This window comes from Sandaracinobacteroides sp. A072 (genome assembly GCF_052616365.1).
Genome location: NZ_JBQXGU010000003.1, coordinates 198,451 through 215,654 on the forward strand (window position 1 = coordinate 198,451; position 17,204 = coordinate 215,654).

The window sequence follows — 17,204 nt, forward strand, 5'->3', positions numbered from 1 at the left end:
ATGGGCAGCACGGCCGCTAGGCCGACTGATCGCCTGCATCCCCCTTCGCCGCACGGCCCGCGCGGGCTTCCACCAGCGGACGGGTGCGGTTGGCAAGGGCCACGAGCGACAGCATCACCGGCACTTCCACCAGCACGCCCACCACGGTCGCCAGCGCCGCGCCGGAACCAAGGCCGAACAGCGAAATCGCCACCGCGACGGCCAGTTCGAAGAAGTTGGACGTACCGATGAGGGCGCAGGGAGCGGCCACCGCATGGGGCACCCGCCATGCCCATGCCGCCGCATAGGCCAGCGCGAAGATCAGGTAGGATTGCACGAGGATGGGCGCCGCGATCAGCGCCACCACGAGCGGGCTTTCGATGATGGTGCCCGCCTGAAAACCGAACAGCAGCACCACTGTCAGCAGCAGGCCGAGCATGGACCATGGCCGCACCCTGGCCTTGAAGGCATCGAGCGCCCTGTCCCCGCCGCGCGCCAGCAGACGCCGGCGAACCCATATGCCCGCCAGCAAGGGCAGCAGAACATAAAGGACCGTGGACAGGATCAGCGTTTCCCACGGCACGACGATATCGGTGATGCCCAGCAGCAACCCGACGATGGGCGCAAAGGCAAGCACCATGATGGCATCGTTCACGCCCACCTGCGCCAGCGTGTAGTTGGGGTCGCCACGCACCAGCTGCGACCAGACGAACACCATCGCCGTGCAGGGCGCCGCCCCCAGCAGGATGAGCCCGGCCAGATACTGGTCGGCATCGGCCGGTGGAATGAAATCGGCCAGAAGGTGGCGGAAGAACAGCACGCCCAGAAGCGCCATGGTGAAGGGCTTCACCAGCCAGTTGACGGCAAGAGTGATCACCAGCCCCTTCGGCTGGCGGAAGGCGCGGGCGATGCCGGTGAATTCCACCCCCACCATCATCGGGAACACCATCGCCCAGATGAGAAGGGCGATGGGCAGGTTCACATTGGCAACCTCGAGCGCCGCCATCAGGGAGAAGACCGAAGGGGCCGCCAGCCCCAGCCCGATGCCGGCCAGGATGGCGCCCAGCACCCAGAGGCTGAGGAAGCGTTCGAACAGCGGCAGCCTCGGCCGTGATTCAGTCTGCAAGGTCCGTCTCCTGCGCGGGGGATGCGGGCCTGCCTATTTCAGCGTCTCCCCGCCCGCAAGGCGCCGCCCGGATGCGCCTGCCTATCAACAAGCCCCGTTGTGCCGGGCAGTGGCAGGGGCTTCATTCGGGTGCACAAGGTTTTTCACCCACCCGGAATTTCACCCAGCAAAGGAGCATCGCATGGCCGGAACCGACCTGTTCGCCCCCGTTACCTTCAACGGGCTTTCGCTTCAGAACCGCATCGCCATGTCCCCCCTTACCCGTGCGCGGGCGGACATGGCCGGCCGTGTCGGCCCGCTGCAGGCCACCTATTACGGCCAGCGCGCGTCCGCCGGGCTGATCATCACCGAAGCCACCGCCGTGGTGCCCGAAGGGCGCGGCGGGGCCTTCATTCCGGGCCTGTGGGATGACGGGCAGATCGCCGGCTGGAAACAGGTGACGGATGCCGTCCACGCCCGTGGCGGCCGCATCTTCTGCCAGCTCTGGCATGCAGGCCGCCTCTCGCATTCCTCGCTCGACCTTCAGGGACGCGCCCCCGTCGCGCCCTCGCCCTACAAGCAGGAAGGACAGGTCTTCACCGAAGGCGGAATGGTCGATTTCGAGGAAGCCCGCGCCCTCAGCCTGGAAGAGATCGCCGGGGTCGTCACCGCCTTCGCCGATGCCGCCCGCCGCGCGAAGGACGCCGGCTTCGACGGCGTGGAAGTGCATGGCGCCCACAGCTATCTGCTCGACGCCTTCCTGCGCGACATGACCAACAAGCGCACCGACGCCTATGGCGGCTCCATCGAAAACCGCGCCCGCCTGCTGCTGGAAGTGATGGAAGCGGTGGTGAAGGTCTGGGGGCCGGAACGCACGGCTGTCCGCCTTTCCCCCATCGGCCATGCCTATGGCGCATGGGATTCCAACCCCGAGCCGCTGTTCACCCATGTGGTCGAAAAGCTGAACGACATGAAGATCGGCTGGCTCGACATGGTGGAAGGCGACACCGGCATCACGCGCGAAATCGAGCCTAGCTTCGACCTGCAGAAGCTGCGGCGCCTGTTCAAGGGCGTGCTGATCGCCAACAACCTCTACACCCGCGCGATGGCGATCGAGGCTGTCGAAGCCGGCCGGGCCGACATGATCGCCTTCGGGCGGCCCTTCATCGGCAACCCCGATCTGGTGGAGCGGCTGAAGGCCGACGCGCCGCTCGTGGATGCGGACCTGCGCGCCTATTATGGCGGCGGCGAGCGCGGCTACACCGATTTCCCCGCAATGGACGCCGCCTGAGGGAAAAGATGAATGCCGGGGGCCCGCGCCCCCGGCACATCTGTCAATTGTGCATGCACCCGCACTGCGGCAGACAGCCGCAAACCCCGTCCGGGGCAAGGGGGAGGATGCACCATGAGCCAGACACCGAAAGCGCGCGAGATCAGCGTCGATTTCTCGAAGCCGGCGGGCGAGCCCTGCCTGCTGGAGCCGGATTCGTTGCACTGGCGCATCTATCGCAACCCCATCGCGCTGGGCATCGGCGGGGTGGCCGCAGTGCTGCTGGAATTCGCCGACGCGCGCATCCGCTCGGGCGTGTGGGATCATTCCATCTATAAGGTCGATCCCATCGGACGCTCGAAGCGTACTGGCGCGGTCGCGCAGGTCGGGGTCTATGCGCCGCGCTCGGTGGCGCGGCAGGTGATCGGCGGCGTCAACCGCATGCACGCGAAGGTGAACGGCGAAACGCCGAAGGGCGAAGCCTATCGCGCGCTGGAACCGGAACTTCTGAACTGGGTGAGCGCTACCGCCGCCTATGGCTTTCTGAAGGCCTATCACAACTTTGTCACGCCCCTGAGCGCCGCCGATCAGCTGCGCTTCTGGAACGATGGCGAGAAGATCGGCAGCCTCTATGGCGTGACCGAAAGCCCGAAATCGGAAGCGGATTTCCTCGACATGATGAACCGGCTGCTTCCCCGCTTCGAGCCGCACCCCATCGTTATCGAATTCCTCGACATCATCCAGTCGGGCACGGCGGCGCCCAGCGTGCCGCGCTTCCTGCACCGGGCGCTGGCGCGCGCCGCCGTTTCGCTGCTTCCGCCCATCGTGCGGGAAAAGCTGGAACTGGGCGCGCAATATGACCTCTCCACCTTCGACCGGCTGGCGCTGAAGATGATGGCGCGCGCCGCCGACCGGCGGAAAGACCCGCGATCGCCTCCGGCCATCGCCGCCGGGCGCCTGGGCCTGCCCTGGGATTTTGCCTGGATGAAGCCCGCCGCCCAGCAGCGGCTTCTGGCGGGACAGCAGAACCGACAGGCTGACAGCGCCACCGCACAGGCGGCATGAAGGCTCGGAACCGACATCGGGGAAGAGGGGCCAGATGACGAACCCGGCAGTGAATCTCGACACGTTTGACGACTATGTCCGCCACTGGGCAGCCGACCGGCCGGCGCGCGTCGCGCTCGACCATGAGGACCGGGTGACAACCTATGCCGGGCTGGAGGAAAGGACCGCGCGCCTTCTTGGCCTTCTGCATGCCCATGGCGTTAAGAAGGGCGACCGCATCGCCTGGTTCGGAAAGAACAGTGACCTCTACTTCACGCTGCTGTTCGGCGCGGCGCGCGAAGGCATCGTGATGACGCCCGTGGGCTGGCGCCTGGCGCCAGCCGAGGCCGTCTGGATCGTGGAAAATTCCGGCGCGAAGATCGTCTTCCTGGGCGAAGGCTTCGAGGGCCTGGCCGCCACCTTCGCCGCCGTGCCGGGGGTGCTGAAGGTCTATACCGATACCGAAGCGCGCGTCGCGATCGACCAGTCCCCGCGGGCGGATTTCGTGCCCGCCGGGCCGGATGACCCTGTGCTCCAGCTTTACACCTCGGGCACCACGGGCAAGCCCAAGGGCGCGATCCTCACCAACGCCAACATGTTCGCGCTGCGCAAGAATGCCGTTGGCCTCGAACAGCCCTACAGCACCTGGGACGAGGACGAGGCCGTGCTCGTCGCCATGCCCTGCGCCCACATCGGCGGCACCGGCCTTGGCGTGATGGCGCTGGGCGTCGGCCTGCCGGGCATCGTCCTGACGGAATTCGAGCCGGGCGCCATCTTCGACAGCGTGGAAATGAAGGGCGTGACCCGCTTCTTCATGGTGCCGGCAGCGCTCCAGATGCTGCTGAACCACCCGCGCTGCGCCCAGACGGATTTCAGCCGGCTGAAATACATCCTCTATGGCGCGGCGCCGATTCCACTGGAACTGCTGCGCGAATGCATCGCCATGTTCGGCGCCAGCTTCATCCAGACCTATGGCATGACGGAAACCACCGGCACCATCTGCATGCTGCCGCCCGAAGACCATGACCCGGCCGGCAACCGGCGCATGCGCTCGGCCGGAAAGGCGCTGCCGGGCGTGGAAATCCGGATCTGCGATTCCGAAGGCCGCGAACTGCCCGTGGGCGAAGTGGGCGAAGTGGTCACGCGCTCGTCGAACAACATGGCAGGCTACTGGAGCCTTCCCGAGGCGACGGCCTCCACCCTGTCCGCCGATGGCTGGGTCCGCACCGGCGACGCCGGCTACATGGACGAGGATGGCTATCTCTACATCCACGACCGGGTGAAGGACATGATCATTTCCGGCGGCGAAAACGTCTATCCGGCTGAGGTGGAAAGCGCGATCTATGGCCACCCCGACGTGCTGGAAGTGGCAGTGATCGGCGTTCCCGACGACAAATGGGGCGAAGCGGTGAAGGCCGTGTGCGTGCCGAAGCCCGGCCACAGCATCGACGAAGCCAGCATCATCAGCTGGGCGCGCGACCGCATCGCCGCCTTCAAGTCGCCGAAATCGGTGGACGTGATCGAGGCGCTGCCACGCAACCCTTCCGGCAAGATCCTGCGCCGGGAACTGCGCGCACCCTATTGGGAAGGCCGAGAGCGGCAGGTGAACTGAGCCTCCGCCACGCGGACGGCGGCAGCCTTTTGGCCCCGCGCCCCTTCCGGGGTGCGGGGCCCTTGCCTTCAGGCCCGGCCGGCTTTCCGATTCAGCCTGCTTCAGGCCCTTCCAGTTCCTGCCGCCACTGGCCGGCCGCCTCCAGGGCCTGGGCGGCGTACATGGCCGACGGACCTGCCCCCATATAGACGGCAAGGCCCATCGCCTCCGCCAGTTCGGCATCGGTCGCGCCGGATTTCACCGCCGCCTTGGCATGATAGGTGATGCACGGATCGCAGCGGATGGCGACCGAGATGCCCAGCGCGATCAGCTCCTTCGTCTTCGTGTCGAGTGCCTCGGAGCGGGTGGCCGCCTGCGCCATCTGCCCGAAGGCCTTCATCACATCGGGCTGCGCCTTGCGCAGCGAGGCAACCAGCGGGTTCAGCTTCTCCGCCATTTCGGGCCAGTTCTTCAGCATAGTGCATCTCCCTCAGTCCTGCGATGACCGAAGCTTCGGCCAGACAGAGGATTTCCGCAAGAACCCCGGCCGGGCATGCCAGCCATGCAGGCCGGGCGCCCTGCAAGCCGATGGCTGGCCCCGTCGCGCCGGTCATGCCAGGGGGGGCCATGCTTCCCGCCGTCCTTTCGCTTGGCCCGCTGGCCATCCCCACCGGGCGCGCGGCCGCCCTGCTGCTCATCATGCTGTTCCTTTGGAGCGCCGACAGGCTGGCCGCGCGCCATGGCAGGCCCGCCTCCACGGGCCTGCTGGCACTGGGGGCCGGGCTGCTGGCGGCCCGCATCGCCCATGTGGCAGCCATGCCCGATGCCTATGCCGCCGAGCCGCTGACAGCGCTGATGCTATGGCAGGGCGGGCTGAATGCCCCGGCCGGGGCCGCCGCCGCCGCGCTGGTGCTGGGGCTTGGCTTGCGCGGCACGCCCGGCCTTGCGCCGGCCCTGCTGCTGCCTGCCGCCCTTGCGGCACTGTGGGTGCTCATCCTCGAGCCGGCACTGAAGCCGGAGCCGAGGCCGCTGCAACTGCCGCCGGGGCTGGTCGCGCTGGATGGGCAGACCATGGCGCCGGCGGGCAAGCCGATGGTCATCAACCTGTGGGCGACATGGTGCCCGCCCTGCCGCCGCGAGCTGCCGATGCTGGCATCCGAAGCCGAAACAGCCCCGGTGCCGCTGCTGCTGGTCAATCAGGGAGAGCCGGCCGATAGCGTGCGCCGGCATCTGAAGGCGGCCGGGCTGGCCGAGGCCGGGCACCTGCTCGATCCCGGGGGTCGGCTGGGGGCGGCCATCGGTCAAAAGGCCTTTCCGACTACGCTGTTCGTCAGCGGCGACGGCATGATCCTTGATGAAGTGGCCGGCGAAATCAGCCGCGCGCGCCTGCGGGAAGGAATGAAGCTGCTGGAGGCCGCACGGCAAACGGATCGCTGAACCTGCCGCTTCCGCTTGCAGGCGCCGGGCGCTGCTGCCATCCTTTGCGCCCGCTTGCCCACCCAGCACCGGAAAGGACAGCCATGATCTCCGTCACCATCAACGGCCGGGCCCGCCAGCTCGATGTCGACCCCGAGATGCCGCTCCTGTGGGTGCTGCGGGATGTGCTGCAGCTGAAGGGCGCGAAATATGCCTGCGGCATCGCCCAGTGCGGTGCCTGCACGGTGCTGGTGGATGGCCAGGCCGTGCGCGCCTGCGTGCTGCCGGTGGAAGCGGTTGCCGGGCAGCAGGTCGTGACGATCGAGGGGCTGGGCAAGAATGGCGACCATCCGCTGCAGAAGGCCTGGATCGACATGCAGGTGCCGCAGTGCGGCTATTGCCAGACCGGCCAGATCATGCAGGCGGCAAGCCTGCTGGCGGAAAACCCGAACCCCACGGACGACGAGATCGACGCCCATATGGCGGGCATTCTGTGCCGGTGCGGCACCTACATGCGGATCCGCAAGGCGATCCGCGAAGCAGCGAAAGCCTGAGGAGAGCCGCATGACAGCCATCTCCACCCCCGCCCTCAGCCGCCGACAGCTGCTTGCCGGTTCAGGCGCGCTCGTGATCGCCATGGCCGTTCCCGCGCACAAGGCGCTGGCGGCTGCCGGAATCGCCACGCCCATGCTCACCGCCTATCTGGAAGTGCGGGGCGACGGATCGGTGAAGCTCTGGTCCCCCACGACGGAAATGGGCCAGGGCATCCACACCGGCCACGCCATGCTGATCGCCGAGGAACTGGGCGTGCCTGTCGAGGGCATCCGGATCGAGACAGCCCACCCCGCCCCCGCCTTCCGGCGTGGCGGCAAGGCGCCGATGAGCTCCGGCGGAAGCTGGGGCATGCGCGGCTGGCACGAAACACTGCGCCGAGCTGGCGCTGCCGCGCGCATGATGCTGCTGGCCGAAGCCGCCGAAAGCCGGAGCCTGCCGCTTGCCGAACTCGACATCGCGGATGGCAAGGTCATGCACCGGGACCGTGTGATTGCCCCCATCGGCGCGCTGGCCGCAGGCGCCGCCGCACGGCCCGTGCCGGAAGAGCCGGTGCTGCGCCCGCTGTCCGCCCGCACGCTGACAGGCCGCATCGTGCGCCGCCACGACATCCCGGCCAAGGTGCGCGGCGAGCCGGTCTACAGCATGGACCTGTCCCTTCCCGGTGAGGTCTTTGCCTGCGCCCGGCTGTCCCCGGTCTTCGGGGCGGCGCTCGAAGGCTTCGACGAAGCATCTGCCAGGGCGGTCGCGGGTGTCCTCCAGGTGGTGCCGCTGCCCACGGGCGCGGCTGTTGTCGCCACCAGCATGTGGGCAGCGATGAAGGGCGCAAAGGCGCTCGACATCCGCTTCAGGCCCACGGAAAACGCGACGCTGGACAGCGCCGCCATTACCGCCGGCATGACGGAAGCGCTCGGCTCCGCGACATCGGCCATGGCGCGCGAGGACGGCGATTTCGATGCCGCCCTGAAAGAGGCCGCCAGCACAGTCGAAGCGGATTATGAAGTCCCCTACCTCAGCCACACGCCGATGGAGCCGTGGAACTGCCATGTGCGCTTCAACGCCGATGGCACGCTGGAAGTTTGGGCGCCGACACAGGCGCAGGACAGGCTGATGGGCGCGATCACCGCAGCATCAGGCTTGCCTGCGGAAAAGGTGCGCATCCACACGACGCTGCTGGGCGGTGGCTTCGGCCGGCGCCTGCGCGACAATGAGGGCATGCGCGACGCCGTGCTGGTGGCGCTGGCCGTCGGAAAGCCGGTGCATTTCGTCTGGCCGCGCGAGGAGGAAATCGGCCAGGGCTGGTATCGCCCGGCGCAGATGGCGCGGATGAAGGCCACGCTTTCGTCTGACGGGCGGCTGACGGGCCTGTGGGTGCGAACCGCCGGGCCGTCGATGGCGCTCGACATGGCGGCGCCCGCCACCCCCATCCCCGAAGGCGGGCTGGACGGCAGCAGCGTGCAGTCCCTTGCGGACACACGCTACAAGCCCGGCGCCTACAGGCTCGATTATGTGATGAAGCGCTACCCGGTGCCGACAGCGCCCTGGCGCGCTGTCGGTTCCACGCAGAATGGCTATTTCCTCGAATGCTTCCTCGACGAAGTGGCGAAGGCGGCGGGCAAATGCCCCTACCGGCTGCGGCGCGAGCTTCTCGCCCATGATGCGCGCGCCCTCAACGTGCTGGACACGGCGGCAGTGCAGGCCGGCTGGGGCCAGCCGCTGCCCCCGGGCCGGGCGCGCGGCATCGCCTATGTGGAAAGCTATGGCAGCCTGTGCGCCGAAGTGGCCGAAGTGAGCATCGCGGACGGCCGCCCGCTGGTGCATCGCATGGTCGTGGCGCTCGATTGTGGCTCCATCGTCAGCCGCGACGGCGCCATCAGCCAGATCGAGGGCGGTGTCATCCAGGGCCTGTCATCGGCTTTCGGGGAAGCCGTCGAGATCGCGGGCGGCGCTGCCGTCAACCGCAACCTCGATGGCTATGAGCTGTTGCGCATGCCAGACGCGCCACGCTGGATCGAGGCGCACATCATCGAATCCGGCGCGCCCATGGGCGGCGTTGGCGAACCGCCCCTGCCGCCTGCGGCCCCGGCGGTGGTGAACGCGCTCCATGCGCTGACCGGAAAACCGATCCGCCGCCTGCCGCTTCTGAAGGACGGCCAGCTGGCCTGACCCGAATCCGACATGAGCCGGGCCTGCCACTGTGAAAGCGGCAGGCCCGGAATTGGAATCAGCCATCAGTCGCCGGAAGGCTGGCCATACCAGTCGGGCACGTCGATCCCCATGTCCTGCGCCCGCTTGCGGGCTTCCGTCTGCATTTCCGTGCGCAGGCGGGCACGCTCTTCCTCGGATGTCGCGGCACGGATGCGCTCATGATATTCCAGCCGCTCCCGCTCGGTCAGCATCTGGGACATGCGTTCGGCCTCGCCCGCCGATATGCCGGCGCCCTTGCCGCTTCCTGCCTTGGGCGCACCGACGCCCAGATCCTGCTGCCGCTGGCGGATGGTTTCCTGATGTTCGGCGCGAATGCGGTTGCGCTCCTCGGCCGTCTGGGCGGATTGCATGCGCTGGTGGAACTGCAGCCGTTCGCCATCGCCAAGCATGCGCCAGCCCGACATCTGGCCGTCAATCGCGCTGTTCAGTTTCACCCGGTCCTGGTCCCGAATCTGGCTGCGGGTCTGCGCGCGCGTCTGATCCTTCGCGCCCGTGCCATCCTTCAGGCGGGTCTGGTTCTGCTGGCGCGCCCGGTCCATGTCGCCGGCCCGCTGGCTGCCCATCACCGGCGGGCTGCCCGCCCGGGAACCCATGCCGGCACCTCCTCCACCACCGCCACCATGCTGGGCCACGGCCGGCGTGAGACCGGGCGCCATGGCTACAAGGGCAATGGCAATGATGCGATACATGCCTGTCTGCATAATCCTTCTCCTCCATCCCGCCATGGGCGCGCATATGAAGACCTGCTCGACGCCACGACGAAATGACATTAATGCACATTATGTTTTGATTTCTTGATATGAATCATCAGTGCATGTTCATGTCTCATGCATCATGAAATCCTTGGATTTTCGCAGGCCGTTTCCGGGCCGCCTTGCAAGGCGGCGGAACCCACGTTGACAGCATGTGGCTGTGGCCATGAAAGGAAGTGGATGAAACGCGCCCTGTTGCCCCTTCTTCTGGCCGTTGCGGCCTGCGCACCCGAAGGTGCGCCAGAAACTGAATCCACCGCCAAAGGCGCGGAAGCGGCGGTCCAGTCCGTCCCGCCCGAAACTGCGGTGGCACAAGCCGCGGGCGAAGTGCCGATTGCCGTCGTTCCGGCTACCATCAGCCTGCCACCCGGCGCCCGCATGGCCGTGACCACGCCCTTTTCCGGCTCCATCGCGCAGATCGAGGTGCAGGAAGGCGATGCCGTGCGGCAGGGCCAGCGCCTTGCCACCATGGTAAGCCGCGAAGCGATGGAACTGGCCGCTGCCCGCGCCCGCGCCGATGCCCGGCTGAAGCTGGCCGAAGCCGAGGCAAGGCGAGTCACGCAACTGGCGGAAGCCGGCATCGTTGCTGGCGCACGCAATGATGCGGCACAGGCAGCCCTTGCCGAAGCGCGGGTCGAGGCAGCACAGACTGCGCAGATGATGGCACGCGGCGGTGCGGCAGCCGACGGCCTCGTCCATCTGAAGGCCCCGATTGCCGGCCGGGTCTCCAGGATCTCGGTCGAAACCGGCGGCCCTGTCGAGGCCCATACGGCGCCCTTCGTGATCGATGCCGTCAACCGCTACAGCCTGGAACTGCAACTGCCTGAACGGCTTGCCGGGATTGCACGGCCCGGCATGGCGGTCGAACTGGCCGGCGGTTTCCGCGGCACGCTGGTATCGGTTTCGCCGGGTGTCGATCCTAAAACCCGCTCCGTGCGGGCACGGGCGTCCATCGGCGCCGCGCCCGGGCTTGTTTCGGGGCAGGCGCTCAGCGTCACCCTGATGGGCAACAGCGGCAGCGGGGCTGCAATCGTTCCCTCCGCCGCCCTCACCCGTATCGATGGCCGCGATGCCCTGTTCGTGCAGGCAGCGGAAGGATTCGCGCCGCGCACCGTTCGCGTCGGCAGCAGCGCGGCCGGCAGGGCTGTCATCCTCGAAGGCGTGAAGCCGGGCGAAACCGTTGCGATCTCCGGGCTTCCCGAGCTGAAGATGCAGGCCGGCGGCTGACCATGCTGCGCCAACTCGTCCGCTGGTCGCTGGACAACCGCATCGTCGTCGCCATCCTGTCGCTGCTGGTTGCAGCGGCCGGGCTATGGTCCTTCATCACGCTTCCCATCGACGCCTTTCCCGACATCGCGCCGACACAGGTGAAGCTGATCCTGAAGGCGCCGGGCATGACGCCGGAGGAGGTGGAAGCCCGGGTCATCACCCCGATCGAGCAGGAAATGCTCGGCATCCCCGACCAGCGCATCCTGAGGTCGGTCGCGAAATATGCCATCGCCGACATCACGATCGATTTCGACGACCGGACGGACATCTACTGGGCGCGCAGCCAGGTGGCGGAACGCTTCGCGGCCGTGCAGGCAGACCTGCCCGATACGGTTGAAGGCGGCCTCGCCCCCATTTCCACCCCCTTGAGCGACATGTTCATGTTCACGATCGAGGGGCCGTTGAGCCTGGCGGAAAAGCGCCGCCTGCTCGACTGGACCATCCGCCCGGCCTTGCGCACGGTGCCGGGCGTCGCCGATGTGAACGCACTGGGCGGCCGGGTCGAGACCTTCGAGGTGGTGCCCGATCTCGTCGCCATGGCGGCAGCCGGAATCAGCACGCGCAACCTTGCCGATGCCATCGAAGCCGGAAACCGCAACGACGGCGCCGGCCGGCTGGCCGACGGGGAATCCGCCCTGATCGTGCGGGCAGTGGGCGCTGTCACAACGCTTCAGGATCTCGCCGCCATTCCGCTGGCTGCTGCCAATGGCGCAGTCGTGCGCGTGGGCGATGTCGCCGATGTGCGCAGCGGCAGCCTCACGCGCTATGGCGCCGTCACCCGCGACGGCAAGGGCGAGGCGGTGCAGGGCCTTGTCATCGGCCTTCGCGGCGCCAATGCGGCCGATGTCGTCTCGGGCGTGAAGGCCCGCCTTGCCGAACTGGAACAAAGCCTTCCCGACGGTGTGACGATCGATGTCTTCTACGACCGCTCTGACCTGATAACCCGCGCCGTCCAGACCGTGGAAAAAGCGCTTCTGGAAGCAGTCGTGCTCGTCATCATTCTCCTCCTCCTGTTCCTGGGGGACTGGCGCGCCGCCCTCATCGTCACGGCGGCGCTGCCGCTTGCGGCGCTCATTACCTTCATCCTCATGCAGGGCTTCGGGCTGACTGCAAACCTGATGAGCCTTGGCGGTCTTGCCATTGCCATCGGCCTGCTGGTCGATGGCGCGGTGGTGGTGGTGGAAAATATCGTCGAGCGCCTGTCAGACCCCAGGCACCGTTCCGCCGGACGCCTTCACAACATCCTTGTGGCAACCAGCGAAGTCATCCGTCCCGTCTTCTCGGGCATCGTCATCATCTGCCTCGTTTTCCTGCCGCTCCTCACGCTGGAGGGGCTGGAAGGCAAGCTGTTCGCCCCCGTCGCGCTCACCATCGTGATGGCGCTGGCCGGCTCGCTTCTGCTGGCGCTCACCATCGTGCCCGTCCTGGCGTCCTGGGGGCTGAAGGAGCAGGACGGCCATCATGACAGCTGGGCCATGCGCCGGATCGCACCCGCCTATGCCCGGCTGCTGGATGGGGCCTTTGCCCGCAAGCCGCTCGCTTATGGGCTGGCACTTGCTTCGCTCGCGGTGGCGGGCCTTGCCTATACACAGGTCGGCAAGACCTTCCTGCCCACACTGGATGAAGGCGCGGTGCTGATGCAGACGGCGAAACACCCCTCCATCGGCCTCGATCACAGCGTTGCCGGCGATCTCGCGGTGCAGCGGACCATTCTCGAAAAGGTTCCCGAAGTCCGTTCCGTCATTTCCCGCGTGGGCAGCGACGAACTGGGCCTCGACCCGATGAGCCTGAACGAGACGGATGCCTTCCTGGTGCTGAAACCGCTGGAGGAATGGCGCGTGCCCAGCAAGCCCTGGCTGGTGGAGGAACTTCGCCGGGCGATGGAAGCCCACCCCGGAATCGAGCCCAGCTTCACCCAGCCGATCGAAATGCGCATTTCCGAGATGCTGACCGGCAGCCGTGGCGACCTCGCCGTCAAGATCTTCGGCCCGGATCTGGAAACGCTCGGCCGGCTCGCCGGCGAGATCGAGGCCCGGCTGACGAAGATCGAGGGCGCGACCGAGGTGATCACCGTTGCCGATGACAATGTCGATTACCTGACGCTTGAAATCGACCGCCTCGCGGCCGGGCGCGCCGGCTTCCCGGCCAGCGACCTTCAGGATGCGCTGCGGGCGCAGGTGGAGGGCCTGCCAGCCGGTGTCGTGGCGGAAGGCACGCGGCGCACGCCCATCCTGCTGCGCGGGCCGGATGATGTCGCAGCCGACGCCCGGCTGTTCGCCGACCAGATCCTCCTCAGCCCCACGGGCGCCACCGCCCGGGCAAGCGACCTCGCCCGCGTATCCCGCACGGAAGGGCCGGTGAAGCTCGAACATGAAAACGGCTCGCGCTTCGCCCTTGTGCAGGCCTTCGTCTCGGGCCGGGACATCGTTTCCTATGTGGAAGAAGCACAGCGGCTGATCGGGGCGGAAGTGGTGCTGCCGCAGGGCTACCGCATCGTGTGGGGCGGCCAGTTCGAAAACCAGCAGCGCGCGGCAGACCGCCTGGCCATCGTGCTGCCCGTGGCGCTGGCGATGATCTTCGGCCTTCTCTACCTCAGCTTCGGCGCGGCGCGGCCGGCGATCCTCATTCTGCTGATGATCCCCTTCGCGCTGGTGGGCGGCATTATGGCCCTGTGGCTGTCTGGCGAATATCTGTCGGTTCCGGCCTCCGTCGGCTTCATTGCGCTGCTCGGCATCGCCGTGCTGAACGGGCTGGTTCTGGTAAGCCACATCCGCCACCTGCGCGAAGCAGGCCTGCCGCTGGAGGAAGCGGTGATTTCGGGCGCGAGGCGGCGGCTTCGGCCGGTTCTGATGACAGCCAGCATCGCCGCCTTCGGCCTTGTGCCCCTGCTGTTCCAGACGGGGCCTGGCTCTGAAATCCAGAAACCGCTCGCCATCGTCGTGATCGGCGGGCTGGTCACGGCCACATTCCTCACGCTGGTGCTGCTGCCGCTGCTCTATGCCCGCTTCGGGGAAGACCGGGGATGGGAAGACCGGGGATGGCAGGACCGGATCGGAGAAACCGAATGATGCGCGTGGCGTTCATCCTGATGGCACTGGCCGCGCCCGCCAGCGCAACCCCGGCGGCGGCAGCCACGCTCGAGGCCGGCCTGCCGCCTGCCGAAGCCGTGGAGGCAGCGCTCGACGGCCACCCCGCCGTTCTGGCCGCTCGCGCCCGCCTGGAAGCAGCCCGCGCCGAGGCGCGTGCGCTCAGGGCCGGCCCGCACGAGTTCGAGGCAAGCGTTTCCTTCATGCGCCGCCGGATCGACGGCGAGGGCGAATACAGCGAATATGATGCAGCGCTCACCCGCGCCATCCGCCTGCCGGGGAAGGCAGCCCTTGATCGCAGGATGGGCGCAGCGGGTGTGCGGATGGCCACGGACATGGCCGAGGATGCGCGCCACCAGGCGGCCGTCCAGCTTAACGACCTCTGGTGGGACTGGCTCGGCGCTGCAGCGGAAGCGCGCGTGCTCGATGCAGCCAGCAGCATCGCCGGGGCCGCCCTTGACGCGGCGCGGCAAAGGGTGGCGCTGCGCGATGCAGCCCCGCTGGAAGGCGACCAGGCCGAAATCGCCCTCGGCACGGCCCGCGCAGCCGCGCGCGCGGCGCATGGCCGGGCGGGCGCTGCACGGGCAAGCCTTGCAGCGCAATTTCCGGCCCTGCCCCTGCCCGCGCAAGCGCCGCCCCTGCCCGATCCGGCCCTGCCGCCCGAAGGGCTGGACCATCTGGCCCAACTTGTCGTTGAGCGCAGCCACGAGATCGGCGCGGCAGCCGCCGAGGCCGAGCGCATGGGCGCACGCGCCGAACGGGCAAGGCATGACCGGCTGGCCGACCCGTCGATCGGCGTTCGCGGCTTTTCCGAGCGCGGTGGCGAGGAACGGGGTGTCGGCCTTCTCCTTTCCGTTCCGCTGGGGGGCGCCCATCGCCGTGCGCGCGCCGACGAAGCGGGTGCCAGCGCCAATGCAGCGCAGGCGGACCTGGCTGCCAGACGGCATGACATCGCAGCCCTTGCCGCGCGGGACAGGGCGCTCGCCGAAGCCGCCCTTGCCGCATGGCGCGAAGCAGGCGCGGCAGCGCAGGCGGCGCAATCGGCCGCCCGCCGCATGGCGAAGGGCCATGCGCTGGGCGGGATCGACCTGACCGACCGCCTCTATGCCGAGCGGCAGGCACAGGAGGCAGCCCTCGCCGAAGCGTCTGCCCGCACGGAAGCCCTGCGCGCCATCGCCCGGATCCGGATCGACAGCCACACGCTGTGGATGCACGCCGAAGACAGGCACGAGGCCATGCCGTCACCTACAACCCTTGCACGCTGAAAAGGGCAATCCCGCGATTGCAAGCCGGCTAACCCCGGTGCAAGACAGGCGCATGAGCAAGGACAAGCAGAAAAACCCCGCCCCCGGCGCCGAAGACTGGGCCGGCATCCGTGGCGAGCGCTGGCTCGCCGATCTCGACCGTTTCGAAGCGATGCTCGCCCCGATCGGCGAAAGCCTGCTCGAAGCCGCCGAACTCGCGCCCGGCGCCCATGTGCTTGATGTCGGCTGCGGCGGCGGCTGGACGACACGGCAGATCGCGCGGCAGGTGGGACCTGACGGATCAGCAACCGGGCTTGACATCGCGCCCGTGCTGGTGGCCGAAGCCGCGCGCCGGGCCGCGGCCGAAGGGCTGCAGAACATCCGCTTCCAGCTGGGCGATGCCGCGCATATCGTGCCGGAAGGCGCGCCCTTCGACAGGCTGATGTCACGCTTCGGCGTGATGTTCTTCGAGGATCCGCACGCCGCCTATGCCAGCCTTGCGCAATTGCTGGCGGCGGGTGGCCGCATGGATCTCGCGGTGTGGGCGGCCCCGTCCGAAAACCCGTGGATGACGGAAATGCGCGCCGCTGTCGGCCGCCACCTGCCGCTGCCCAAGCCCGATCCGCGCGCCCCCGGCCCCTTCCAGCTGGCCGACGAAGCCTATCTTCTCGACATCCTGGCCAGTGCCGGGCTCGAATCCGTGTCGCTTGATCTCAGGCGGGCCAAGCAGGTGATCGGCGGACCGGGTCTGAATCCATCGGAAGTCGTCGATTTCGCGCTCAGGGCCTTTGCCGTGGCCGAGCTTCTGGACAATGCCTCGCCAGCCAGGCGCGCCGCCGTGCGCGACGATCTGGAACAGGTCTATGCCCGCCACCACAGGCCCGAAGGGGTGGTGATGGACGCGGCCTGGATCCATGTGAAGGCGCACAAGCCGGGCTGACCACCGGCCGGAAATGCCCTTCCCCGCCGCACAAGCCAGCAGCAGGGGGATCAGGCGGTGAAAGGCCCATCAGGCGGGCGGGATCACCCCGGCCGTCACGGCATCCCCTGTCCAGCGGATGGAAAAGGCGCCCCGCAGGTCGCCGGCCTCGAAGTCGATGGCCTTGTCTTCGGGATAGCGCGCGTCGATGGCCTTCTGCACATCGGGCGCAATGGCCTTGCCATGGCAGGCAAGGCACATGGACTGGGCCGGAATGGCGCGCATCCAGCGATATTCGGCCCCGCCACCACCGGCTTGCCCGGTTGCGGCGCGCACGACGGCCGCACGGACCACGGGCCGGCCTTCGGCATCAACGGGGCCGCGAATCCAGGCGGACATGGTCTCGCGCTCGAAGGCATCGGGTTTGGCGACAGGGTTGCGCGCCTTCAGGGCCGTGCGCCTGACAGTGGCGCCGCTTTCCTCGGAAAGCCGCTCGGCGATCGCGGGGGCGACGCTGGCGCAGGTATCGATGGCGCCGACATGGCCGCCCGCCGCGATGGCGGACTTCAGCGCCACCTGCAGTTCCTGCTGAAAGGCGTTGGCCAGCCCTGCGGAGCGGGCGGCGAGTTCGGCCTCACGCCCTTCGGGCAGGGTCGGAACGGCTTCACCGCACCCGGCAAGGCCACCAAGCAGGATCAGGGCAAGGGAAACGGGCCCGGCGCGTCTTTCTGCAGTCATCGATCCGTCCCCCTTCAGTCCGTCATTCGGT

Annotated in this window: 14 protein-coding genes; 10 read left to right on the forward strand and 4 right to left on the reverse strand. The window is 68.0% G+C overall.

Features of this window, described 5'->3' with window-relative positions; genetic code table 11:
• Window positions 1-16: 16 nt before the first annotated feature.
• Window positions 17-1,105, reverse strand: coding sequence for an ACR3 family arsenite efflux transporter (gene arsB / locus ACUJ46_RS09895; protein WP_445390318.1), 1,089 nt, complete (start codon window positions 1,103-1,105; stop codon window positions 17-19).
• 181 nt (window positions 1,106-1,286) lie between these two features.
• Between arsB and ACUJ46_RS09900 the strand changes: the two genes are divergently transcribed.
• The 3 genes from ACUJ46_RS09900 to ACUJ46_RS09910 all read left to right on the forward strand — a co-directional run bounded on the left by ACUJ46_RS09900 (window position 1,287) and on the right by ACUJ46_RS09910 (window position 5,010).
• Window positions 1,287-2,375: an alkene reductase gene (locus tag ACUJ46_RS09900; protein WP_445390319.1), complete on the forward strand. Its 1,089-nt coding sequence runs from the start codon at window positions 1,287-1,289 to the stop codon at window positions 2,373-2,375.
• A gap of 114 nt (window positions 2,376-2,489) precedes the next feature.
• The gene (locus ACUJ46_RS09905; RefSeq protein WP_445390320.1) at window positions 2,490-3,419 is read left to right on the forward strand and encodes an oxygenase MpaB family protein; all 930 of its coding nucleotides are present in this window, start codon (window positions 2,490-2,492) and stop codon (window positions 3,417-3,419) included.
• Window positions 3,420-3,453: 34 nt separating this feature from the next.
• Window positions 3,454-5,010: a fatty acid--CoA ligase gene (locus tag ACUJ46_RS09910; protein ID WP_445390321.1), complete on the forward strand. Its 1,557-nt coding sequence runs from the start codon at window positions 3,454-3,456 to the stop codon at window positions 5,008-5,010.
• A gap of 91 nt (window positions 5,011-5,101) precedes the next feature.
• Here the strand turns inward: ACUJ46_RS09910 and ACUJ46_RS09915 are convergent, their stop codons facing one another.
• A complete protein-coding gene (locus ACUJ46_RS09915) occupies window positions 5,102-5,467 on the reverse strand; it encodes a carboxymuconolactone decarboxylase family protein (RefSeq protein WP_445390322.1) in 366 nt (121 codons plus the stop codon).
• 149 nt (window positions 5,468-5,616) lie between these two features.
• Here ACUJ46_RS09915 and ACUJ46_RS09920 point away from each other — a divergent pair, with 149 nt between their 5' ends.
• From ACUJ46_RS09920 to ACUJ46_RS09930, 3 genes are all read left to right on the forward strand, one after another.
• Entirely contained in the window at window positions 5,617-6,426 is an 810-nt protein-coding gene (locus ACUJ46_RS09920) for a TlpA family protein disulfide reductase (protein ID WP_445390323.1), read from the forward strand.
• An 83-nt stretch (window positions 6,427-6,509) separates the two neighbouring features.
• Window positions 6,510-6,959, forward strand: a complete 450-nt coding sequence (locus ACUJ46_RS09925) for a (2Fe-2S)-binding protein (protein WP_445390324.1) — start codon at window positions 6,510-6,512, stop codon at window positions 6,957-6,959.
• A 10-nt stretch (window positions 6,960-6,969) separates the two neighbouring features.
• Complete coding sequence (locus tag ACUJ46_RS09930; protein ID WP_445390325.1) at window positions 6,970-9,123, forward strand: molybdopterin cofactor-binding domain-containing protein; 2,154 nt, start codon at window positions 6,970-6,972, stop codon at window positions 9,121-9,123.
• A gap of 65 nt (window positions 9,124-9,188) precedes the next feature.
• Here the strand turns inward: ACUJ46_RS09930 and ACUJ46_RS09935 are convergent, their stop codons facing one another.
• Complete coding sequence (locus ACUJ46_RS09935; protein WP_445390326.1) at window positions 9,189-9,866, reverse strand: hypothetical protein; 678 nt, start codon at window positions 9,864-9,866, stop codon at window positions 9,189-9,191.
• A gap of 231 nt (window positions 9,867-10,097) precedes the next feature.
• Between ACUJ46_RS09935 and ACUJ46_RS09940 the strand changes: the two genes are divergently transcribed.
• Genes ACUJ46_RS09940 through ACUJ46_RS09955 form a run of 4 tightly spaced genes read left to right on the forward strand, consistent with a single transcriptional unit; the run spans window position 10,098 to window position 16,456 of the window.
• Window positions 10,098-11,144, forward strand: a complete 1,047-nt coding sequence (locus ACUJ46_RS09940; RefSeq protein ID WP_445390327.1) for an efflux RND transporter periplasmic adaptor subunit — start codon at window positions 10,098-10,100, stop codon at window positions 11,142-11,144.
• A 2-nt stretch (window positions 11,145-11,146) separates the two neighbouring features.
• The gene (locus ACUJ46_RS09945; protein ID WP_445390328.1) at window positions 11,147-14,254 is read left to right on the forward strand and encodes an efflux RND transporter permease subunit; all 3,108 of its coding nucleotides are present in this window, start codon (window positions 11,147-11,149) and stop codon (window positions 14,252-14,254) included.
• Window positions 14,251-15,537 (forward strand): TolC family protein, encoded by a 1,287-nt coding sequence (locus ACUJ46_RS09950; RefSeq protein ID WP_445390329.1) that lies wholly within the window; start codon window positions 14,251-14,253, stop codon window positions 15,535-15,537. The genes ACUJ46_RS09945 and ACUJ46_RS09950 overlap by 4 nt, the downstream gene beginning before the upstream one ends.
• 52 nt (window positions 15,538-15,589) lie before the next feature.
• The gene (locus ACUJ46_RS09955; protein WP_445390330.1) at window positions 15,590-16,456 is read left to right on the forward strand and encodes a class I SAM-dependent methyltransferase; all 867 of its coding nucleotides are present in this window, start codon (window positions 15,590-15,592) and stop codon (window positions 16,454-16,456) included.
• Window positions 16,457-16,525: 69 nt separating this feature from the next.
• Here the strand turns inward: ACUJ46_RS09955 and ACUJ46_RS09960 are convergent, their stop codons facing one another.
• On the reverse strand, window positions 16,526-17,173 hold the full coding sequence (locus tag ACUJ46_RS09960; protein ID WP_445390331.1) for a Tll0287-like domain-containing protein: 648 nt from the start codon (window positions 17,171-17,173) through the stop codon (window positions 16,526-16,528).
• Between the last annotated feature and the right edge of the window lie 31 nt (window positions 17,174-17,204).

Excerpts from the sequence above, each read along its gene's own strand:
- ACUJ46_RS09900 (WP_445390319.1), top strand. The coding sequence starts at position 1,287 with ATGGCCGGAACCGACCTGTTCGCCCCCGTTACCTTCAACGGGCTTTCG.
- ACUJ46_RS09905 (WP_445390320.1), top strand. The coding sequence starts at position 2,490 with ATGAGCCAGACACCGAAAGCGCGCGAGATCAGCGTCGATTTCTCGAAG.
- ACUJ46_RS09910 (WP_445390321.1), top strand. The coding sequence starts at position 3,454 with ATGACGAACCCGGCAGTGAATCTCGACACGTTTGACGACTATGTCCGC.
- ACUJ46_RS09915 (WP_445390322.1), bottom strand. The coding sequence starts at position 5,467 with ATGCTGAAGAACTGGCCCGAAATGGCGGAGAAGCTGAACCCGCTGGTT.
- ACUJ46_RS09920 (WP_445390323.1), top strand. The coding sequence starts at position 5,617 with ATGCTTCCCGCCGTCCTTTCGCTTGGCCCGCTGGCCATCCCCACCGGG.
- ACUJ46_RS09925 (WP_445390324.1), top strand. The coding sequence starts at position 6,510 with ATGATCTCCGTCACCATCAACGGCCGGGCCCGCCAGCTCGATGTCGAC.
- ACUJ46_RS09930 (WP_445390325.1), top strand. The coding sequence starts at position 6,970 with ATGACAGCCATCTCCACCCCCGCCCTCAGCCGCCGACAGCTGCTTGCC.
- ACUJ46_RS09935 (WP_445390326.1), bottom strand. The coding sequence starts at position 9,866 with ATGCAGACAGGCATGTATCGCATCATTGCCATTGCCCTTGTAGCCATG.
- ACUJ46_RS09940 (WP_445390327.1), top strand. The coding sequence starts at position 10,098 with ATGAAACGCGCCCTGTTGCCCCTTCTTCTGGCCGTTGCGGCCTGCGCA.
- ACUJ46_RS09945 (WP_445390328.1), top strand. The coding sequence starts at position 11,147 with ATGCTGCGCCAACTCGTCCGCTGGTCGCTGGACAACCGCATCGTCGTC.
- ACUJ46_RS09950 (WP_445390329.1), top strand. The coding sequence starts at position 14,251 with ATGATGCGCGTGGCGTTCATCCTGATGGCACTGGCCGCGCCCGCCAGC.
- ACUJ46_RS09955 (WP_445390330.1), top strand. The coding sequence starts at position 15,590 with ATGAGCAAGGACAAGCAGAAAAACCCCGCCCCCGGCGCCGAAGACTGG.
- ACUJ46_RS09960 (WP_445390331.1), bottom strand. The coding sequence starts at position 17,173 with ATGACTGCAGAAAGACGCGCCGGGCCCGTTTCCCTTGCCCTGATCCTG.